Genomic DNA, 15,727 nt, shown 5'->3' with positions numbered 1-15,727 from the left:
CGGGGTATCCCGGCACCTACTGCGGATAGTGGCTGGAGTATAGCCAGATGATGGCACTGGCAGGCGACCGAACACCGGTTAAATCTGAGTTCACCGGTCGGATTTGTACACTTTTTGTGCTATATTCCGCGCCCGCGTTTTTCCGCGATACCTATTTCGAGATACCCCGGTGCCCGTGATGCAAGCCGCCAAACCGCTGTTCGACTATCCCAAGTTCTGGGCCGAGTGTTTCGGCCCGGCGCCATTCCTGCCCATGAGCAAGGAAGAGATGGATCAGCTGGGCTGGGATTCCTGCGACATCATCATCGTCACCGGGGATGCCTACGTTGATCACCCGTCGTTCGGCATGGCCATCATCGGCCGCTTGCTGGAAGCCCAGGGCTTCCGCGTCGGCATCATTGCCCAGCCTGACTGGCAGTCCAAAGACGACTTCATGAAGCTGGGCAAGCCGAACCTGTTCTTCGGCGTCGCCGCCGGCAACATGGACTCGATGATCAACCGCTACACCGCCGACCGGAAGATCCGTTCCGACGACGCCTACACCCCCGGCGGCAACGCCGGCAAGCGCCCGGACCGCGCCAGCATGGTCTACAGCCAGCGCTGCCGCGAGGCGTACAAGGGCGTGCCGATCGTCCTCGGCGGCATCGAGGCTTCGCTGCGCCGCATCGCGCACTACGACTACTGGCAGGACAAGGTCCGCCACTCGATCCTGATGGACGCCAAGGCCGACATCCTGCTGTTCGGCAACGCCGAACGCGCCGTGGTGGAAGTGGCCCAGCGCCTCGCCGCCGGCGAGTCCATCGAGTCGATCACCGACGTGCGCGGCACCGCCTTCGTGCGCCGCGACACCCCCGAGGGCTGGTTCGAGCTGGACTCCACCCGCATCGACCGTCCCGGCAAGATCGACAAGATCATCAACCCCTACGTGAACACCCAGGACACCGCCGCCTGCGCCATCGAGCAGGAAAAGGGCGAGCAGGACGACCCCAACGAAGCCAAGGTCGTCGAGTTGCTGCCGCACCCGCGCCTGGAACGCGAGCGCACGGTGATCCGCCTGCCGTCCTACGAGAAGGTCAAGAGCGACCCGGTGCTCTACGCCCACGCCAACCGTGTGCTGCACCTGGAGACCAACCCGGGCAACGCCCGCGCCATGGTCCAGCGGCACGGCGAGACCGACGTGTGGTTCAACCCGCCGCCCATCCCGCTGACCACCGAGGAGATGGACTACGTCTTCGGCCTGCAGTATGCCCGCGTGCCTCACCCCGAGTACGGCGGCGCGAAGATCCCGGCCTACGAGATGATCCGCTTCTCGGTGAACATCATGCGTGGTTGCTTCGGCGGCTGCACCTTCTGCTCCATCACCGAGCACGAAGGCCGCATCATCCAGAGCCGTTCGGAAGACTCGATCATCCGCGAGATCGAGGAAATCCGTGACCGCGTACCGGGCTTCACCGGCGTCATCTCCGATCTCGGCGGACCGACCGCGAATATGTATCGCATCGCCTGCAAGGACCCGGAGATCGAGCGTCACTGCCGCAAGCCGTCCTGCGTCTGGCCGGGCATCTGCGAGAACCTCAACACCGACCATTCCTCGCTGATCCAGCTGTACCGCCGCGCCCGCGACCTGCCGGGGGTGAAGAAGATCCTCATCGCCTCGGGCCTGCGCTACGACCTGGCCGTGGAGTCCCCGGAGTACGTCAAGGAGCTGGTGACGCACCACGTCGGCGGCTACCTGAAGATCGCCCCGGAGCACACCGAGGAAGGCCCGCTGTCGAAGATGATGAAGCCGGGCATCGGCACCTACGACGCCTTCAAGCGGATGTTCGAGAAGTTCTCCAAGGAGGCGGGCAAGGAGCAATACCTGATCCCGTACTTCATCGCCGCGCACCCGGGCACCAGCGACGAGGACATGATGAACCTCGCCCTGTGGCTCAAGCGCAACGGCTTCCGCGCCGACCAGGTGCAGGCCTTCTACCCGTCGCCCATGGCCACCGCCACGGCTATGTACCACTCGGGCAAGAACCCGCTGCGCAAGGTCACTTACAAGAGCGATGGTGTAGAGATCGTCAAGGGCGAGCGTCGTCGCCGCCTGCACAAGGCCTTCCTGCGCTATCACGATCCGAACAACTGGCCGATGTTGCGCGAGGCCCTGAAGGAAATGGGTCGTGCCGACCTGATCGGCAATGGCAAGCACCAGCTGATCCCGACGCACCAGCCCACCGGTGACGGCAGCTACCAGAGCGCGCGCCGCAAGAACTCCACCCCGGTGGGCAGCAAGAAGACCGGCAAGCCACTGCTGACCCAGCACACCGGCCTGCCGCCGCGCGCCAGCGACGGCTCCAAGCCGTGGAACAAGGCCGAGGAAGGCAAGGCCACCGGCTACGCCAAGGGCAAGAAGCGTAGCACCAAGCGCCAGCCGAACATTCCGCGCTGACGCATCGATACCCCTGCGCGTAATTCAGACAGGCCCCGCATTTGCGGGGCCTGTCTATTTCGGGGGTGGCCAACCGGTTGGAGCTCTGCAGCCCGCGAATGGCGCGGGTTTTCTGTTCTCCGGGGCTATCCATGGAAATTACTTGGCACTATAGTTCCAGAATCATAAGAACAAGACCGGAGTGCCCGCCATGCGTCTCGCCTGCTTGTCCCTGATCGCCGTCTCCGTTGCCCTGGCTGCCTGCGGCGAAGGCGACAAACCCACCGCCGCCGTTAGCGCCGATTTCCAGAAGGACCTGCAGGCGCGCTTGATCAAGGCCAAGGCCGGCGACGTCATCGACATCCCGGCGGGGACCTACCACCTCGACCGCAGCCTCAGCCTGAAGGTGGACGGCGTGACCATCCGCGGCGCCGGCATGGACAAGACCATCCTGAGCTTCAAGAACCAGAAGGCCGGCGCCGAAGGTCTGTTCGTCGACGCCTCCGACTTCACCCTGGAGAACCTCGCCATCGAGGACACCAAGGGCGACGGCCTGAAGGTCATCGGCGGCAAGAACATCGTCATCCGCAACATTCGCACCGAGTGGACCAACGGCGCGTCCACCGATAACGGCGGCTACGGCATCTACCCGGTGCAGACCGAGAACACCCTGCTCGAAGGCAACGTCGCCATCGGCGCCTCCGACTCCGGCATCTACGTCGGCCAGTCGCGCAACGTGGTGGTGCGCAACAACCGCGCCGAGCGCAACGTCGCCGGCATCGAGATCGAGAACACCATCGGCGCCGACGTCTACGACAACGTCGCCACCGACAACACCGGCGGCATCCTCGTCTTCAACATGCCCAACCTGCAGCAGCCGGGGCGCGGCACCCGCGTCTTCAACAACGACGTGCAGGGCAACAACCACGACAACTTCGGCCACAAGGGCACTCCGGTGGCCAGCGTGCCGGCGGGCTCGGGCGTGGTGGTGAACTCCAACGACGACGTGGAGATCTTCGACAACAAGATCGGCAACCACAAAACCGCCAACGTCATCATCAGCAGCTACTTCAGCACCAATTATTCGGACAAGGCCACTCAGCCGAACTTCGACCCCTATCCCGAAGGCATCTACATCCACGGCAACACCTTCGGTCCCGGCGGCGACAGCCCCGACCACATGGAGCTCAAGGCGCTGAAGGTCGCCAAGTTCGGCCTCAACGGGCGCCTGCCGGACATCCTCTGGGACGGCTACTTCAACCAGCAGAAACTGGTCGATGGCAAGCTCCCCGAGGCGCTGTCGATCTGCATCGACAACGGCAACGCCGGCATCGTCAACGTCGACGGGCCTAACGGCTACAAGAACATCAGCACCGACATGAGCGTGCACCAGTGCAAGCTCAAGCCGCTGCCGAAGATCGAGCAGGCCGGCCTCGGCGAGAAGGGCGGCAAGGCATGACCGGACACGCTTCGTTCCTGTTGTCGCTCGCCCTGGCCGTTGGACTGGCCGGGTGCGGGCAGGAGAGCAAGCCGCGCTATCAGCCCGAGGGCGACGATTACCCGGAGAAACTCAGTGGCTGGGGCATGCTGCACCTGGCGGACGGTCATCTGACGCCGGCCGCCGAGGTACTGCCCTACGACCTGAATACGCCGCTGTTCACCGACTACGCGCACAAGCTGCGCACTATCTGGATGCCGGACGGGCAGGCCGCGCAGTACGCCGAGGACCGCTTCGACTATCCCGTCGGCACCGTGCTGACCAAGACCTTCTATTACCCCAAGGACGCCCAGGGCAACCTGCTGCAGAACAGCCAGGACGACCGTGATCCCAAGGCCGGCCTGGAGCTGGACAAGGTCCGCCTGGTGGAAACCCGCGTGCTGGTGCGGCAGAAGGACGGCTGGACGGCGCTGCCCTACGTCTGGGACAAGGAGCAGCACGAGGCGCGCCTGGAGCTGGCGGGCGACACTCAATCGCTGGAGCTCACCGGCGAAGGCAACCGGAAGGTCGCCTTCAGCTACATGGTCCCGGATGCCAACCAGTGCTCCGAATGTCACGCCGAGCAGAAGGGCGCCGGCATCGCGCCACTGGGGCCCAAGGCGCGACACCTGAACAAGGACTTCGCCTATGCCGAAGGCAGCGACAACCAACTGCAGCACTGGCAGGCCCGCGGCTTCCTCAAGGGCCTGCCGGCGCTGGCGCAGGTGCCGCAGAATGCGCTGTGGGGCCACCCGCGCGCGGGCGAAACCCTGGAAAAACAGGCACGCAGCTACCTCGATGCCAACTGCTCGCACTGCCACAACCCGAAAGGCGCGGCGCGTACCTCCGGGCTGTACCTCGATCCGCACACGCCGGTCTCCATTGCCTACGGTGTCTGCAAACCACCGGTGGCGGCGGGCGGCGGCACCGGCGGCCGGCTGGAGGACATCCATCCCGGTAGCCCGGAGAAATCCGTGCTCAGCTACCGCGTCGGCAGCGACAAGCCCGGTGACATGATGCCCGAGCTGGGGCGCGGTCTCGTGCATCGCGAGGGGCTGGAAATGCTCAATCGCTGGATCAGCGAAATGCCCGGCGACTGCTGAGGCGGAAATGGCCCGGAGCCCGCCAGGGCTCTAGGCTGCGCACTACACCGAGCAAACTGTCGGGGCCGTGCTAGCTTTCATCAGGTCCCTTTCTCTCGCAGGTGCGCTTCCATGGAAGATACGAACATCATCAATGTGGGTACGGAGAAGATCAACGCGCTATGGGCGACGGTTTCGCAGTACGCGTTCGCCTTTGGTATCAAGATTCTCGCGGCCATCGCCTTCTGGGTGGTCGGTCGATGGCTGATCGGCATGGCCGTGAGCATGGTGGAGAAGGCGCTTTCCAGGCAGAGCGTGGACCCCACGGTGCTGCGCTACGTCGGCTCCTTCATCACGGTCACCCTGAACATCCTCCTGGTGATCGGCATCCTCGGTTACTTCGGCGTGCAGACCACCAGCATCGCCGCGCTGATCGCAGCGGCGGGCGTCGCCATCGGCATGGCCTGGTCCGGCCTGCTGGCCAACCTGGCCGCGGGCGGCTTCATCATCGTGCTGCGGCCATTCAAGGTGGGCGACTTCATCACCGCCGGTGGCGTGACTGGCACCGTGAAGGAGATCGGCCTGTTCGTTACCGCGATCAACACCCCGGACAACGTGCTGACCCTGGTGGGCAACAACAAGATTTTCGGCGACACCATCCAGAACTACAGTCACAACGCCTTCCGCCGGGTGGACCTCAAGGCCCAGTTGTCCGGCGCGGCCGATTACCAGGCGGCCGTCGCCGTGCTCAAGCAGCGCATCGCGGCGGTTCCCAACGTACTGAGCGAGCCTGCGGTGGATGTGGAAATCCTCGAGTTCAACCTGGTCGGCCCGGTGCTGGCGGTGCGTCCGTACTGCCACAACGACAACTACTGGCAGGTCTACTTCGACACCAACCGCACCATCAAGGAAGCCCTGGGCACCGACTTCCCGGCGCCGATGCCGGCGCAGACGGTGATCGTGCAGCAGACGTCGTAAGCGCCGCGAATCCCGTTTCAACCCTATCCCTTGTTATGCCGCCCCTCTGGGGCGGTTTTTTTATGTTCTCCGGCCGTTTCGTTCAGCGATGTGAGCGGGTTTCCCGTACCGATTCTTCCGCTGGTTGAGATTTGTTTTTCATCCCGCACGGACGAATCGCGCTCGAACGCCATCCCAGTCTGACTGACCCGCTCAGCTTTGCCGTCGCAGGCTACGTGCATCCGGTGATTTCACCCATGTGCGAGGGACTGCCATGAAGTACGCACTCGGCTTCAGCCTGATCGAGGTGCTGGTGGCGGTCGTGCTGACCTGCATCGGGCTGCTGGGAATGGTTGCCCTGCAAGGCCGCGCGTTGCAGTACGTCCAGGACTCGGCCCAGCGCAATACGGCGGCTGCTTTGGCGAATGACCTGGTGGAGATGATTCGCCTGCGCAGTGGCGGTCAGCCGATTCCGGCGGGCTATCTCAAGACGGCCGGTGTGAGCTTCCCCGGCGCTCCTACTACCTGCGCGAACACCCCCAATGCTGCTGAGCAGCAACTGGCGTGCTGGGCCCAGCGGGCGAGCGCATTGCTGCCGGGCGCCAGGGAGCTGCTGGTCGATGAGTTTCATGTCTGTCGATCAGATGGGGAAAACCGCTGCACGGTGGCCGGGGAGGTCCTGGAGATCCAACTGGCCTGGAAGGTCAGGCCGGGGGAGTGCCTGGACTCCAATGCCGCCAATGCGGCGGAGCCGATCTGCCGCTATCGATTACGCACTCGAATCTAGGAGGTGAGCCATGGAAGGCCCGCGGTATCAGGGTGGATTGTCCCTGGTTGAGTTGATGATCGCCCTCGCGCTGAGCAGCTTCCTGATCCTGGGAATCACCCAGGTCTATCTGGACAACCAGCGCACCTATCTCTTCCAGCAAGGGCAGTTGCAGAACCAGGAGAACCGGCGCTTCGTGTCGTTGTTCCTGCAACAGGAGCTGAGCCGCGCCGGTTATCGCAGGAACCCGCTGACGCAGGACATGGAGGCGGCGTTCAGCGGCGCTTCCGGCGGCATCGTCAAGGGCTGCAGTTTTGCGCCGGGGAGGGCTGTGCAGTACCTGGGCCGGTCGGCGCTCTGCATTCGCTATCAGCCACGCGACAAATCCGATCGTGACTGCCTGGGCAATCGGGCTTCCAACGCTGCGGAGCTCGCCGAGCCCTACGCCAGCACCCAGCTCGTCGTCGTCGAAAAGATCTACCTGGGCAGCGCAGGTGACCTGCGCTGCGCCAGTGCCCAGGGTGATGAGGCGCTGGTGGATGGGCTGGTCGATCTGGTGTTCCAGGTGGCGGTCGCCAGCGCCGTGCAACCGAGGGAACTGGCGCGCTATATCGGTGGCGTTCCCGAGGACGGGCAGCCTGTGGTTGGGGTGGGCTACAAGGTGTTGCTGCGCAGCAGCGGCAGGAATCTTCGAGATGCCGTGAGCAAGGCAACGGCCGTTGCCGACTGGAAGTTGTTGAGCGGCACGGAAGCCAGTGCGGTGTCCGGCGACTCCGGCCAGTTGTACCAGGTCAGCCAAGGGACCGTCATGCTGAGGAATCTCATGCCATGAGGCGGCAGGGTGAGCGGTTTTCCCAGCGTGGAGCGACGTTGTTCGTAGCGCTGATCCTCCTGCTGATCATGACGATGCTGGCCTTGTCGGGCGTCCGAAGCGCCGTGGTCGAATCACGCATCGCCGGCCACTCGGCCGCGCAACAGCGCTGGTTCAATGACGCCGAAGCGGGGTTGCGCATTGCCGAGGCGCGCGTGGATGCCTACTCCGGGGCATCGCTCAATGCACTGGCCATGAGCTGTACCCCGCAGATGTGCATGCCTTACCCCGATGCCGCGCACAGCGGCGGCTATAGCGCTCCGCGCTTTGCGCAGGGCGATGAGGTTGCCACGGAGATGGCGCCCTCCAGCGGCTCCTCTGGAGCGGAGGAGCTGCCCGTCAAATGGTATGTGGCACTGATCGGCGGTGGGGCCGACTGCGTCAGTACGGAATGCACGGCGGGAGGCAAGGGCGGCACCTTCCTCTATGAGGTCAACAGTTGTGCCGGCGACTGTGCGGGCAGTGGCAGCCAGAAGCTGCGCTCGGTGTACGCCAAGCACCATGATGATTGAGCAGGGAGGCTGCCGATGAGCAGACATCGATATGGACTCCTGCTGCTGGCCGGGTTTGTGGTGGTGGAGGCCTGTGCAGTAGAGGAGACAATTCCGGCGACCGGAACTGTGCCTGCCCAGACACCGTTGTTCGTCAGCCCCTCCATGCCGCCACTGAATCTCCTGGTGGTGGGGCTGGATCAGAAGTTGTTTCTTCCCGCCTACGGCGACGCCGGCGATACCCACGGTTACGACCCGGCAACCGCTCATTTCGGCTATTTCGACTCCGGGAAGTGCTATCGGTATGCAACAGGCGAGCAGCTGTTCGTGCCGGTCGCGTTCACCGATGACAAGGTCTGCAGAAACAGCGCAGGTCGTTGGAGCGGGGACTTTCTCAACTACCTGACCACCTCGCGGGCGGACGCACTGCGCAAGGTGCTCTATGGCGGTTATCGCTCGACGGACAGCGAAGGCGAGACGGTGCTCGGGCGTTCGTTCATTCCCCAGGGGGCTCTTGCCTGGGGTAGGGAATATGCCGGTACGACGGACGCCGGATTCGATCTGGCGGACTACACGCCCTTCTCTGCACCCCAGGGGGCGAATCGCACGTTGTTCGCCAATGGCAGCGCACTGGTCAATGGGACTACCTACCTGAGCGTTCTGCCCGATGTGGCCAATCTCAGTGCCTGGGACTGGATGGGGCATGGGGCGGTGGCGGCGCAGGCGCAGAACATCACCCCGAGCGACTTCGCCGTGAGAGTCAGGGTGTGTGTTCCGGGGCTGCTGGAAGGCAACTGCAAGCAGTACCCGAGCAAGCACTACAAGCCGACGGGACTGCTGCAGGCATACGGCGAAGACGACCAGATGTACTTCGGTTTGATGATGGGCACCGGCGTGCGTGATCTGCCGGGTGGTGTATTGCGCAAGGCCATCGGCTCTTTCGCTGACGAGGTCGACGCGGAAACCGGGATCTTCGGTGCGAAGGGCAAGGGTGGGGTTCGAACCAAACCGGCCATCATCTCCAGTCTTGATGGTTTGCGCGCATTGTGTGGCACGGCGATCTGCTCGGGCGGGGCGAATCCGTTGGGTAGGATCATGCTCGATGCGTTGCGCTACTTCAGCGGCGCCGCGAGCCCCGCATCCACCGACCACTCCGCGCAGTGGGGCGATCCCTACCGAGCGGATCTTGCTCACCGTTGTTCGCCGCCCTTGATTACGGTCCTCAGTGATACGAGTCCAAGTCACGACTCGCAGCTGCCGGGCAGCCCCTTCGGCTCGTTCGACCAGGCCAGTGGCAGCCTGGCGCAGCTGGATGTTTCCGCGTTGGGAATGACCCTCTGGAATCATGAGACGGGCGGCGGCATGCAGCGGGTCGCCATCGGGGAAGTCAGCAGCAGCGCTACCGACGCGGCCCCGACCGCCAAGTCGGCGAGCGGCTTCGGCAGCCTTCGCGGATTACCGGAAGAACCGGCCGGGGAAGGGACCTACAACGCCGCCAGCGTCGCCTACTTCGGCAACCTGCACCCCATCACCACGACCGGCCTGCCGGTCACCACCTTGGTCATTGCCCTTGCTTCCCCCATGCCCGGTATCCGGATTCCGGTGGGCGACGGTATGGCCACCCTGATCCCGTTCGGCAAGCTCGTATCGCCGGGCAAGCCCTCTGTGCCGGCGCAGGTGAGCGCCTTCTTCGTACAGTCGATGCACAACCTGCCGGGGCAGAAGCCGTCCGCTCAGGTGAATGGCGGGCGCCCGGAGGTGGTGTTTCGCGTGGCGTTCGAAGACGAGGCTGTCGTGCTCTACAGCGCCAGGGTCAATGCAGACAACAGGCTGAGCGTCACCTTGAAAACGGTGCGTGGCGGCACTGGCCGAGCGCTGCATCTGGGGTACACGATGGCCGGGACAACGCGGGATGGCGTCTATCTCGAAGTGTCGGGCGGCGATACGCTCAACGATCCGCGCGACACGCCTGTCGGGTACTGGGCCGGCGAGTGCGAGCCGCGCGGTAGCGCTTGCCAAGCGCTGGAAGCCGACGGCTCGGCCCGGATCTTCATTCCGGACAGTTCAAGGCAGGTCACCCCTCTGCAGAACCCTCTGTGGTACGCGGCCAAGTGGGGTGGGTTCGATGCTCGGCGGTCGCCCCTGCCGGTGGATGGCGAGTGGGATTCGCGCAAGCCCGGTACCCCGGACAACTACTTCCCGCTGGCTGATGTGCCTCGGCTGAAAGAGCAGCTGTCCCGAACGCTCAATCCGAGCCTGCAAGCCTCTGCTGCCATGACGGCGCCCATCGTTTCGCCACAGGAGTCCGGTGGGAATGATTTCGAGCTGTACAGCACGCAACTGGAAGTCGGCACCTGGGGTGGTGATCTGATCAAGCGAGTCCTACCCAGGGCTGGCAGTTCCGGCACTCCCAGGCTGGAGTGGAAGGCCAGCGAGCGCCTGCCCCGGTGGAGCGAGCGAAGAATACTGATGGCGAATGCCAGCGGTACCGGTTTGCAGGATTTCACCTTCGAGCATCTGGCCGGTCGCCGCTTTGCCGGGGCCGACTTGCAAGACCATCTGGATGCCGCCAGCGTGAATTTCCTCAAGGGTGATACCACGCATGAGGACGTTTATCGCCAGCGTACGAGCCTGATTGGCGACATCGTCAATTCGATACCTGTCCTGGGCAATAAGGCTGCGCTGCTGGTTGGCGTTGCCGAGCGGCTGGATGGCGGCAGCGGTAGTTATCGGGCGTTCGTTGCGGCACAAGATGGGCACGACGATCAGGTCTATGTCGGGGCCAATGACGGCATGCTGCATGCCTTCAATGCGAAGTCCGGGGTGGAAACCTTCGCGTATGTCCCGACCCCGGTCATCCCCAACCTTCATCTGCTCGCCGATCGCCGATACGCCAGCGAGGCGGGGCGCCATCGCTATTACGTGGATGGCTCGCCCGCCGTGTCCGACGCATATTTCAACGGTGCCTGGCATCGGGTGCTGGTCGGTGTGCTGGGCGCGGGCGGGCGCGGAGTCTTTGCCCTGGACATTACCGATCCCGGCGCCGTCTCGCTGCTGTGGGAGTTCACCGCGCAGGATGATCCCGAGCTGGGCTACACCCTCTCCGCGCCGGTGATCGCTCGCCTGCACAGCGGCCAGTGGGCGGTGCTGCTGGGCAATGGCTACGGAGGGCGTGATGGGACGGCCGGCCTGTTCCTGCTCGATATTGCCGATGGGCGCGTGCTGGCCAAACTCACCACCTCGGCAAGCGGGGCCAATGGTCTTTCGGCGGTCAGCGCAGCGGACGTGAACGGTGATGGCATTGCCGACTATGCCTATGCGGGCGATCTGCGGGGCAACCTGTGGCGGTTCGACCTGATCGATGCGGGGACCCGGGATGCCTTGGGTTCGATGTCGTCGGTGAGCGCCTCGCGCTTCGCCGTTTCCTTCGGCAACCAACCGCTTTATCACGCGACCGCCAGCGCGGCGGACCCGACTGCCCAGGCGATCACCGCCGCGCCGGCCTTCATGAAGCATCCCTCCGGCAAGGGACTGATGGTCTATTTCGGCACGGGCCGTTACTTCACTGCCAGCGACAAGGCCTCCAGCGCGCTGCAATCGATCTACGGCATCTGGGACCGGCAGACTGATGGCGGCGCGGCCAGGACGACTCCGCGCCTTACCCGCGCCGACCTGGTTACGCAGACCTTCGAAAGCAAGAGCCTGGTGGGCAGCCGCAGAGTGAGCCAGAAGTCCATCGACTGGGCGCGTGACTCCGGTTGGGTGCTGGACCTTCAAGTCGGCGGCCGTTTGCAAGGCGAGCGAGTCATTGCCACACCCAAGGTGCGTGGAACCCTGCTCCAGGTCCTGACGGTGACGCCCAATGCCGATCCCTGTTCACCCGGGCTCGAGGGCAGTGCCCTGGTGCTCGGCGCGGCTTTCGGAGGGGCGACACTGTTCCCGGTGTTCGACCTGAATGGCGATGGCAAGGTGGATGACCAGGACCTGGTTGCCGGCACGGTTCCCAGCAGCGTTCCGATAGCCGCGGGAGGCGTGACCTTCAGCGGTGACTCGCTGTTCGATGCCAGTGGCAAGCAACGCAGGCTTGCTTTCGGTGAGCTCAGCGGCCGGCAGACCTGGACGCAGATGCCGGAGGCGGTGAAATGAACAGGCCTGCGGAAACGGGCGTCACCCTTGTCGAACTCATGCTGGTGGTGGCCATCGCAGCCATTCTGGCGGCAATCAGCTACCCCGGTTATCGGCAGCATGTCCTGCGCGCCAGTCGCAGCGAAGGGCAGGCGCTGTTACTCGATGCGGCGGCACGGGAGGAGCGTTACTTCGCCCAGAACAACAGCTACGTCGTGGCCACCGGTGACCTCGCCAAGCTGGGGCTGCCGCGCGTGACGGCGAAGGGGGCGGACTCCACCAGCGGCAGGTATCTGCTGACCGTCGAGTCCGGAACGGATGCGGACGGCGGCTACCGACTCACCGCCACGCCGCAAGACAGCCAGGCGCAGGACTTGCGTTGTGGCGCGCTCAGCCTGAATACCATCGGGGAGCAACAATCGGCGGCGGGGGATGCCGCCGACTGTTGGCGCTGAGTACGGCTCAGGTAGGGCTGCGATCCACCCACTTGGGCGCGGCCGAAGGCGTCCAGGCCTGCAGGGCGTCGATCAGTTCTGCCGGCGAGCTGGCGCGCTGGAGCATCTCGCGGTGCTGCGGGCGGACGAAGCGCTCCTGCACCAGGTGGTCGAGGAAGGTCAGCAGGGGTTCATAGAAGCCGTTGACCTCCAGCAGACCCAGCGGCTTGCCGTGGTAACCGAGCTGGCCCCAGGTCCAGACCTCGAACAGCTCCTCCAGCGTGCCCAGGCCGCCCGGCAGCGCGATGAAGGCATCGCTCAGTTCGGCCATGCGTGCCTTGCGGGCATGCATGCCGTCCACCACCTCCAGGCGTGTCAGGCCCTTGTGGCCGATTTCCGCCTCTTTCAGGCTCTGCGGAATGATGCCGATGACTTCTCCGCCTGCCGCCAGTGCGGCGTCAGCCACCATCCCCATCAGGCCGACCGCGCCGCCGCCGTAGACCAGGCGGATGCCACGTTCGGCCAGATGGCGGCCGAGGGCTTCGGCGGCTTCCTGGTAGATCGGAGTGGCGCCGGGGCTGGCGCCGCAGAACACGCAGATGGAACGCAAGGACATGGAGAGCTCCCGGACTGATCAAGGGCGTCAGGGTAGCGGCTGGAGCGGGAGCGACCAAGACCTGTGTGACGGATTTCAGTCGTGTTGACCGCCGCCGGCCGAGGCGGCCAGTGCGTAGCTGGCGAGCAGGGTTTGTAACAGGGGATGAAGTTTCATGGCGGGGACTCCAGTGGGGCCGGGGTGTGGGGTCTATGCTAGACGGGGTGCGCTGATCTGCCTCGTTGAAGAACTGGATGAGGCTGATAGACATTTCGAGGCTTGCGCCGTGGCAAATCGCCCGTGCGTTATTGACTTGGATCAGGGGAACTCGACCGCTCATCGGGCAGTCTCCCCTTCAGGTTTCTCCGCCCAACCTGCCTAGGAGGCTTGTATGTTCCGTAAACTCGCTGCTGTATCCCTGCTCGGCCTGTTCAGTGCTCCGCTGCTGGCCGCCGAATGCTCCGTGGACATCCAGGGCAACGACCAGATGCAGTTCAGCACCAACGCCATCAGCGTCGACAAGAGCTGCAAGACCTTCACCGTCAACCTGTCCCACCCCGGCAGCCTGCCGAAGAACGTCATGGGCCATAACTGGGTGCTGACCACCGCCGCCGACATGCAGGGCGTGGTGACCGACGGCATGGCCGCCGGCCTGGACAAGAACTACATCAAGGATGGCGACACCCGCGTGATCGCTCACACCAAGATCATCGGTTCCGGCGAGAAGGACTCGGTGACCTTCGATGTGTCCAAGCTCAAGGCGGGCGATGCGTACGCCTTCTTCTGCTCCTTCCCGGGCCACTCGGCCATGATGAAGGGCACCCTGACCCTGAAGTGATCCGGACCTCGTTCCGGTACGAAAAGCCCGACTCAAGGTCGGGCTTTTCAATTCATGCAACGACGATAGGGTGTCTCTGGTCGAATCCGCAGCGGGGGATGCCATGTATCACGGTGAACGCTTCAATGCCTGGACCCATCTGATCGGAGCCGTGGCGGCGCTGGTCGGCGGCATCAGCCTGCTGGTCGCCACCAGCCTGCTCGGCGAGCCGCTGCGCATCGTCAGCGTGGCGGTGTACGGCACTACGTTGACGATGCTTTACAGCATTTCCACGCTGTACCACAGCGTGCGCGGACGGGCGAAGGTCATCCTGCGCAAGCTCGACCACCTGTCCATCTATCTGCTGATCGCCGGCAGCTACACGCCGTTCTGCCTGGTGACGCTCAAGGGCGCCTGGGGCTGGACGCTGTTCGGCATCGTCTGGAGCATGGCGGTGATCGGCATGCTCCAGGAGATCAAGCCGCGCTCCGAGGCGCGGGTGCTGTCGATCATCATCTACGCGGTGATGGGCTGGATCGTGCTGATCGCCGTAGGCCCGCTGTATCGCGCGCTGGGCGGCGCCGGGCTCGCCTGGCTGGTAGGGGGCGGCGCCTTCTACACCATCGGCATCATCTTCTTCGCCTACGACAGCCGCTTCCGCCACTGGCATGGCATCTGGCACCTGTTCGTGATCGCCGGCAGCCTGCTGCACTTCATCGCCATCTGGCGCTACGTCATCCCGGCGCGGTGAGCCCGGCTGGCGCGGGAGGGCTCCCGCGCCATCGGCGGATCATGGGGTGGTCGGCAGGGCGCGCTTGTGGCGGGTCTTCTCGAAGGTGCGGACGATGATGTCGAAGGCTTCCTGGCTGACCTCCTCGCCATGCAGGAAGGCGTCGATTTCCTTGTAGGTCACGCCGTGGGAATGTTCGTCCGGCTTACCGGGGGCGAGGTCTTCGAGGTCGGCGGTGGGCACTTTCTCCACCAGGTTTTCCGGTGCGCCGAGGGTGCGGGCAATGGTGCGGACCTGGTTCTTCACCAGGCCGGTGAGTGGGGCGAGGTCGCAGGCGCCGTCGCCGAACTTGGTGAAGAAGCCCATCACCGCCTCGGCGGCATGATCGGTGCCGACGACGAGACCCTGGCGGGCATTGGCGATGGTGTACTGGGCGACCATGCGGACGCGCGCCTTGGTGTTGCCCAGGGCGAAGTCGCGGGTGCCTGCGGGCAGGCCCTCCAGCGCCAGGGTCTGGGCAGCCAGCGCCTGCACCGACGGGCCGATGTTCACGGTGTGGCGCTCGTCCGGGGCGATGACGTCCACCGATTCCTGGGCGTCATGCTCGTCGCCCTGCACGTTGTAGGGCAGGCGCACGGCGAGGAAGCGATAGCTCTGGTCGCCGGTCTCGGCGCGCAGGCCTTCCACCGCGCGCTGGCAGAGCATGCCGGCGGTGAGCGAGTCGACACCGCCGCTGATGCCCAGCACCAGGGTCTTCATGCCCGAGCCTTTCAGGCAGTCCTGGATGAAGCGCACGCGGCGCTGGATTTCAGCCTGGACGTCGTCCGGGCCCTTGAAAGGCGGCTGGACATTCAGCTCGGTCGCGATGGCTTGCTGGGTGGCTTTCATGGATGTACCTCGATCCGGACAGTGACAGGCCGATGCCTGTTGGAATGCAGGAAAAATACCAGCGACTGCGGCGCTGGGTCG

Annotated in this window: 13 protein-coding genes; 11 read left to right on the top strand and 2 right to left on the bottom strand. The window is 64.5% G+C overall.

Annotation, left to right across the window (positions count from 1 at the left end):
- The first annotated feature begins 178 nt into the window (after positions 1 to 178).
- The 9 genes from SD196_RS24360 to SD196_RS24320 all read left to right on the top strand — a co-directional run bounded on the left by SD196_RS24360 (position 179) and on the right by SD196_RS24320 (position 12,637).
- Positions 179 to 2,434, top strand: coding sequence for a YgiQ family radical SAM protein (locus tag SD196_RS24360; protein WP_343576842.1), 2,256 nt, complete (start codon positions 179 to 181; stop codon positions 2,432 to 2,434).
- 190 nt (positions 2,435 to 2,624) lie between these two features.
- A complete protein-coding gene (locus SD196_RS24355; protein WP_275608886.1) occupies positions 2,625 to 3,872 on the top strand; it encodes a parallel beta-helix domain-containing protein in 1,248 nt (415 codons plus the stop codon).
- A complete protein-coding gene (locus SD196_RS24350; RefSeq protein ID WP_416310778.1) occupies positions 3,869 to 4,993 on the top strand; it encodes an SO2930 family diheme c-type cytochrome in 1,125 nt (374 codons plus the stop codon). The genes SD196_RS24355 and SD196_RS24350 overlap by 4 nt, the downstream gene beginning before the upstream one ends.
- Positions 4,994 to 5,104: 111 nt before the next feature.
- On the top strand, positions 5,105 to 5,950 hold the full coding sequence (locus SD196_RS24345; protein ID WP_275608884.1) for a mechanosensitive ion channel family protein: 846 nt from the start codon (positions 5,105 to 5,107) through the stop codon (positions 5,948 to 5,950).
- Between the two features lie 253 nt (positions 5,951 to 6,203).
- Positions 6,204 to 6,716, top strand: a complete 513-nt coding sequence (gene pilV / locus SD196_RS24340) for a type IV pilus modification protein PilV (protein ID WP_370600145.1) — start codon at positions 6,204 to 6,206, stop codon at positions 6,714 to 6,716.
- Positions 6,717 to 6,726: 10 nt separating this feature from the next.
- The gene (locus SD196_RS24335; protein WP_275608882.1) at positions 6,727 to 7,527 is read left to right on the top strand and encodes a PilW family protein; all 801 of its coding nucleotides are present in this window, start codon (positions 6,727 to 6,729) and stop codon (positions 7,525 to 7,527) included.
- A gap of 38 nt (positions 7,528 to 7,565) precedes the next feature.
- Complete coding sequence (locus SD196_RS24330) at positions 7,566 to 8,078, top strand: PilX N-terminal domain-containing pilus assembly protein (RefSeq protein WP_416310777.1); 513 nt, start codon at positions 7,566 to 7,568, stop codon at positions 8,076 to 8,078.
- 15 nt (positions 8,079 to 8,093) lie between these two features.
- Positions 8,094 to 12,203 carry a pilus assembly protein gene (locus tag SD196_RS24325; RefSeq protein WP_416310776.1) on the top strand — a complete coding sequence of 1,370 codons (4,110 nt, stop codon included), beginning with the start codon at positions 8,094 to 8,096 and terminating at the stop codon, positions 12,201 to 12,203.
- The gene (locus tag SD196_RS24320; RefSeq protein ID WP_416310775.1) at positions 12,200 to 12,637 is read left to right on the top strand and encodes a type IV pilin protein; all 438 of its coding nucleotides are present in this window, start codon (positions 12,200 to 12,202) and stop codon (positions 12,635 to 12,637) included. Before SD196_RS24325 ends, SD196_RS24320 begins: the two co-directional genes overlap by 4 nt.
- Before the next feature lie 7 nt (positions 12,638 to 12,644).
- On the opposite strand, the gene SD196_RS24315 is transcribed toward SD196_RS24320, so the two are convergent.
- Entirely contained in the window at positions 12,645 to 13,232 is a 588-nt protein-coding gene (locus SD196_RS24315) for a TIGR00730 family Rossman fold protein (protein ID WP_275608878.1), read from the bottom strand.
- Between the two features lie 370 nt (positions 13,233 to 13,602).
- Here SD196_RS24315 and azu point away from each other — a divergent pair, with 370 nt between their 5' ends.
- Together azu and trhA are read left to right on the top strand one after the other, a co-directional pair.
- The gene (azu, locus tag SD196_RS24310; protein ID WP_243804453.1) at positions 13,603 to 14,049 is read left to right on the top strand and encodes an azurin; all 447 of its coding nucleotides are present in this window, start codon (positions 13,603 to 13,605) and stop codon (positions 14,047 to 14,049) included.
- Positions 14,050 to 14,152: 103 nt separating this feature from the next.
- A complete protein-coding gene (gene trhA / locus SD196_RS24305; RefSeq protein WP_416310774.1) occupies positions 14,153 to 14,779 on the top strand; it encodes a PAQR family membrane homeostasis protein TrhA in 627 nt (208 codons plus the stop codon).
- A gap of 39 nt (positions 14,780 to 14,818) precedes the next feature.
- Here trhA and nadE read toward each other — a convergent pair whose 3' ends face one another.
- A complete protein-coding gene (nadE, locus tag SD196_RS24300; protein WP_416310773.1) occupies positions 14,819 to 15,646 on the bottom strand; it encodes an ammonia-dependent NAD(+) synthetase in 828 nt (275 codons plus the stop codon).
- Between the last annotated feature and the right edge of the window lie 81 nt (positions 15,647 to 15,727).

Origin of the sequence: Pseudomonas macauensis, assembly GCF_047902425.1 — a bacterium.
Classification (GTDB): Bacteria; Pseudomonadota; Gammaproteobacteria; order Pseudomonadales; family Pseudomonadaceae; genus Pseudomonas.
This window is presented reverse-complemented; position numbering and strand designations above follow the sequence as displayed.